This is a genomic window from Ectobacillus sp., from assembly GCF_056992975.1.
Map to the genome: position 1 here is coordinate 1 of NZ_JBXKMX010000220.1, position 3129 is coordinate 3129.

Below are 3129 nucleotides of genomic sequence, written 5' to 3' on the forward strand. Positions count from 1 at the left end.
CCACCACCAGCTACAATCATGGCTTGAAAAGCATATCCTACATTCATAAAAAAACTAGCAGACCCTACGGTAGCAAGGGCATTTGAACCTAATCCTCCTACAAAGAACAGATCAATGAAGTTATACAGAAATTGAAGCAAAGCACTTCCAATCAAGGGAAGTGCAAGATTAGAAATAACAAAAAATTCGGTTCCAGCTGTTAAATCATTTTTTTTCATTTGCCATGCCCCTATATTGTCTTTCTTTTTATATAATTATATACTTATATATCCTGGGATGTATATTAAATCAAAAAAAATTGATATAATATGTGAACATTTAGCAACAATCATCTTTATGAATTTTACTAAAGATATTACAAAGTTGTACCGATAATGTATCATTGAGTTCTGTTTCATTCAAAGCATAATAATTCCAAGTTCCTTTGACCTCTTTTGTGATTAAATTGGCATCTAATAAAACCTTTAAATGATAGGACAATTTTGATTGTGTCATTTCAAATGCTTCAGTTAAATCACAAACACAAGTCTTGCCTCTTTGACATAATTCATAAAGAATTTCCAGCCTTTTTTGATCAGCTAGAGCTTTAAATTTCAGTTCATATTGTTTAAACATTGGTTTCATATTTAATAATCTTCCTTCATCAATTTTTTTTGATGTTTTAATTATATGTTTACATTCGTATACTTTCAAGATAAAGAGCATCCTACTAGGTAAGATGCTCTTATTTTTCTTATTATTTATCATGCCACATATACTTCTCACCAGTTGCTTCTTGTGCAATACGAACACCAACCGCAGCCCCTTGACCAGCAGCTATCATGGCCTGACTCGGAATACCAGTTAATAAACCAGTTATATAAAGGTTTTGAATGGAAGTGATTCCTTCCCAGTTAACACCAACCACCTTTTTTATCTTTCCGCTTTTGATGTTTTCATTTATCCCAATTTCAAATCCTAATTTTTCTAAAAGTTGTGTATTTACATTCGTTGCTACAATTACTCGTTTGGCTTGATAGGTTTCTTTATCTGTACTAACTATAAACATGTCGCCTTCTTTTTGAATGCTTTCTACATTTTCTTGTTTTAGCTGGGCATAATCCTTTATCTGTTTTGTAAATTGTTCAAGTAGCTGATCACCAGAAAGACCAGGTGTTCCTAAGTAGTTTGATAAGGCAGACACTTTTTTAATTTGTGATGCATCTGTATCGAATACGACTGTTTTTAATCCAGCATGTCCCGTATATAACGCTGCGGAAAGACCACTAATACCACCGCCGACTATTGCTACATCTAATTTCATACTGTAAAAGCACATCCAATCTCTTGTTTTGTATAAAGGGTTCTTAATCCTTTTTATTTTTTTAATCTAGCATAAGGATAACATCTTTATACTGAAATTCAATGGACTCCATTTCAAATTTGCATTTTGGAAAATGTAAGTGTATTTATTTACTCGTCTCCCTCCGGATAACCGGCGCTACTTCTGTCGCAAGAAGTTCAATTGCCTTTGCGACTTGTTTATATGGCATGCCGCCAATGTCCATTTGCGCGATAAAACGTTGATGACCAAATAATTCATATTGATAGAGTATTTTTTCAATGATTTCTTGTGGGCTTCCAACAAAAAGGCGATTAGATAGATGCTCAAAATCTGCGCGAGAGACGTTTGTATCAATTCCTTGCATCAGCTTCATAAGATAGCCAAAGTAATTGACATAGGAAGAGTAGAATTCATCCTTTGCTTGCTGCGTAGTGTCAGCAATATAGGCATGTGTCGTGATGCCCACTTTCAACTGATCTAGGTTGTGACCTGCTAACAGACCGGTTTTACGATAGAGTTCCACGAGTGGCTTAAAATTATCTCCATTTCCGCTTAAAATAGCAATTGCCATGCCAGTACCAAGACGCCCTGCTCTTCTTGCACTTTCCGGGGTTCCCCCTACTCCAATCCAGATTGGAAGTTGCCCCCGCATTGGATGCGGCGTAAGTTCTACATCTTGCAATGGTGACCGAAAGTTCCCATTCCATGTAATCCGTTCATTTTCATTCAGCTTTAACAATAGTTCAATTTTCTCTGCAAATAGCTCACTATAGTCAGCTAAGTCATAGCCAAAGAGCGGGAACGATTCAACGAAGGCACCGCGCCCTGCAAGTATTTCTGCACGTCCGTCAGATATAAGGTCAAGTGTCGCAAAGTCTTCGTATACACGGACAGGATCATTCGTACTAAGAACAGTCGTTGTCGTTGTTAACCGAATGTTTTTCGTCTGCTGGGCGATTGCGCCTAAGACAACGGCAGGTGAACTAACAGCAAAATCTGTACTATGGTGCTCGCCAAGCCCAAATATATCAAGACCTGCTTCATCCGCTAGTTTTGCTGCTTCGATAATTTCTTTAATTCGTTGATGGGAGCTGACTCTTTTCCCTGTTTGTTTGTTTTGTATGACATCACCGAACGTATAAATACCGATTTCCATTCCTTTTTTGGTTGAAGCTTCTATGTTATTATTTTCATTCATTTTCTATTCCTCCTTGTAACTTTTCAAGATAATCAACCTTATTACTATTATTTATTAACTATACTATTTATAGTTAGAAAGAACAATCCTTTCGTTTTAAAACTATAAAAAAAGTTTAGGTGAGCACCTAAACTTTGTAAGATTGCTATATCATTTTTTCTCCTAATACTCGAACCTTTTGCAGCCACTTCTTTTTCCTTTCTTCCGAAGCCATTTTCACAGATCCTAACGAAAGGACGCGTACGGACTTTATGCCGCAAAAAGATAAAATATTATTTTTCATAATTAGGTGACCGACATTTTTATAGACAAACGTATAATACCAAATCGGCGTATCCATTGTAACAAGGAGTCTTGCAGTTTTTCCGGATAATAGCTTGTCCCATAAGGATGAATTTTTCCGGTACGAGAAAGCGAATCCAGGTAAAAATGTACGGTCGATGAAGCCTTTTAACAGTGCAGGCATCGTTCCCCACCATGTCGGATAAACAAATACGAGATGGTCAGCCCATTTTATTAGCTGCTGAGCTTGCACTAGGTCTGCTTCTAATTCTGTTCGCTTTTTATATCCATGTGCAAGATTAAGCTGAAACTGCATGTCACCAAG

5 protein-coding genes are annotated in these 3129 nt (G+C 36.7%); all 5 read right to left on the reverse strand.

What is annotated here, in order from left to right; translation table 11 throughout:
• Window positions 1–218: MATE family efflux transporter (locus tag AC11ZT_RS10150; RefSeq protein WP_484059480.1), on the reverse strand; the 218-nt coding region annotated here is incomplete at its 3' end.
• A gap of 100 nt (window positions 219–318) precedes the next feature.
• Window positions 319–624 (reverse strand): ArsR/SmtB family transcription factor, encoded by a 306-nt coding sequence (locus AC11ZT_RS10155; RefSeq protein WP_484059484.1) that lies wholly within the window; start codon window positions 622–624, stop codon window positions 319–321.
• A 112-nt stretch (window positions 625–736) separates the two neighbouring features.
• Window positions 737–1303: an NAD(P)/FAD-dependent oxidoreductase gene (locus AC11ZT_RS10160; RefSeq protein WP_484059481.1), complete on the reverse strand. Its 567-nt coding sequence runs from the start codon at window positions 1301–1303 to the stop codon at window positions 737–739.
• A gap of 145 nt (window positions 1304–1448) precedes the next feature.
• Entirely contained in the window at window positions 1449–2522 is a 1074-nt protein-coding gene (locus AC11ZT_RS10165) for an LLM class flavin-dependent oxidoreductase (RefSeq protein ID WP_484059482.1), read from the reverse strand.
• A 145-nt stretch (window positions 2523–2667) separates the two neighbouring features.
• A partial coding sequence (locus AC11ZT_RS10170; protein ID WP_484059483.1) for an NAD(P)H-dependent oxidoreductase occupies window positions 2668–3129 on the reverse strand: 462 nt, incomplete at its 5' end.

What these genes read in the sequence shown, in the direction of transcription:
- AC11ZT_RS10155 (WP_484059484.1), bottom strand. Translation starts at nt 624, where the DNA reads ATGAAACCAATGTTTAAACAATATGAACTGAAATTTAAAGCTCTAGCT.
- AC11ZT_RS10160 (WP_484059481.1), bottom strand. Translation starts at nt 1,303, where the DNA reads ATGAAATTAGATGTAGCAATAGTCGGCGGTGGTATTAGTGGTCTTTCC.
- AC11ZT_RS10165 (WP_484059482.1), bottom strand. Translation starts at nt 2,522, where the DNA reads ATGAATGAAAATAATAACATAGAAGCTTCAACCAAAAAAGGAATGGAA.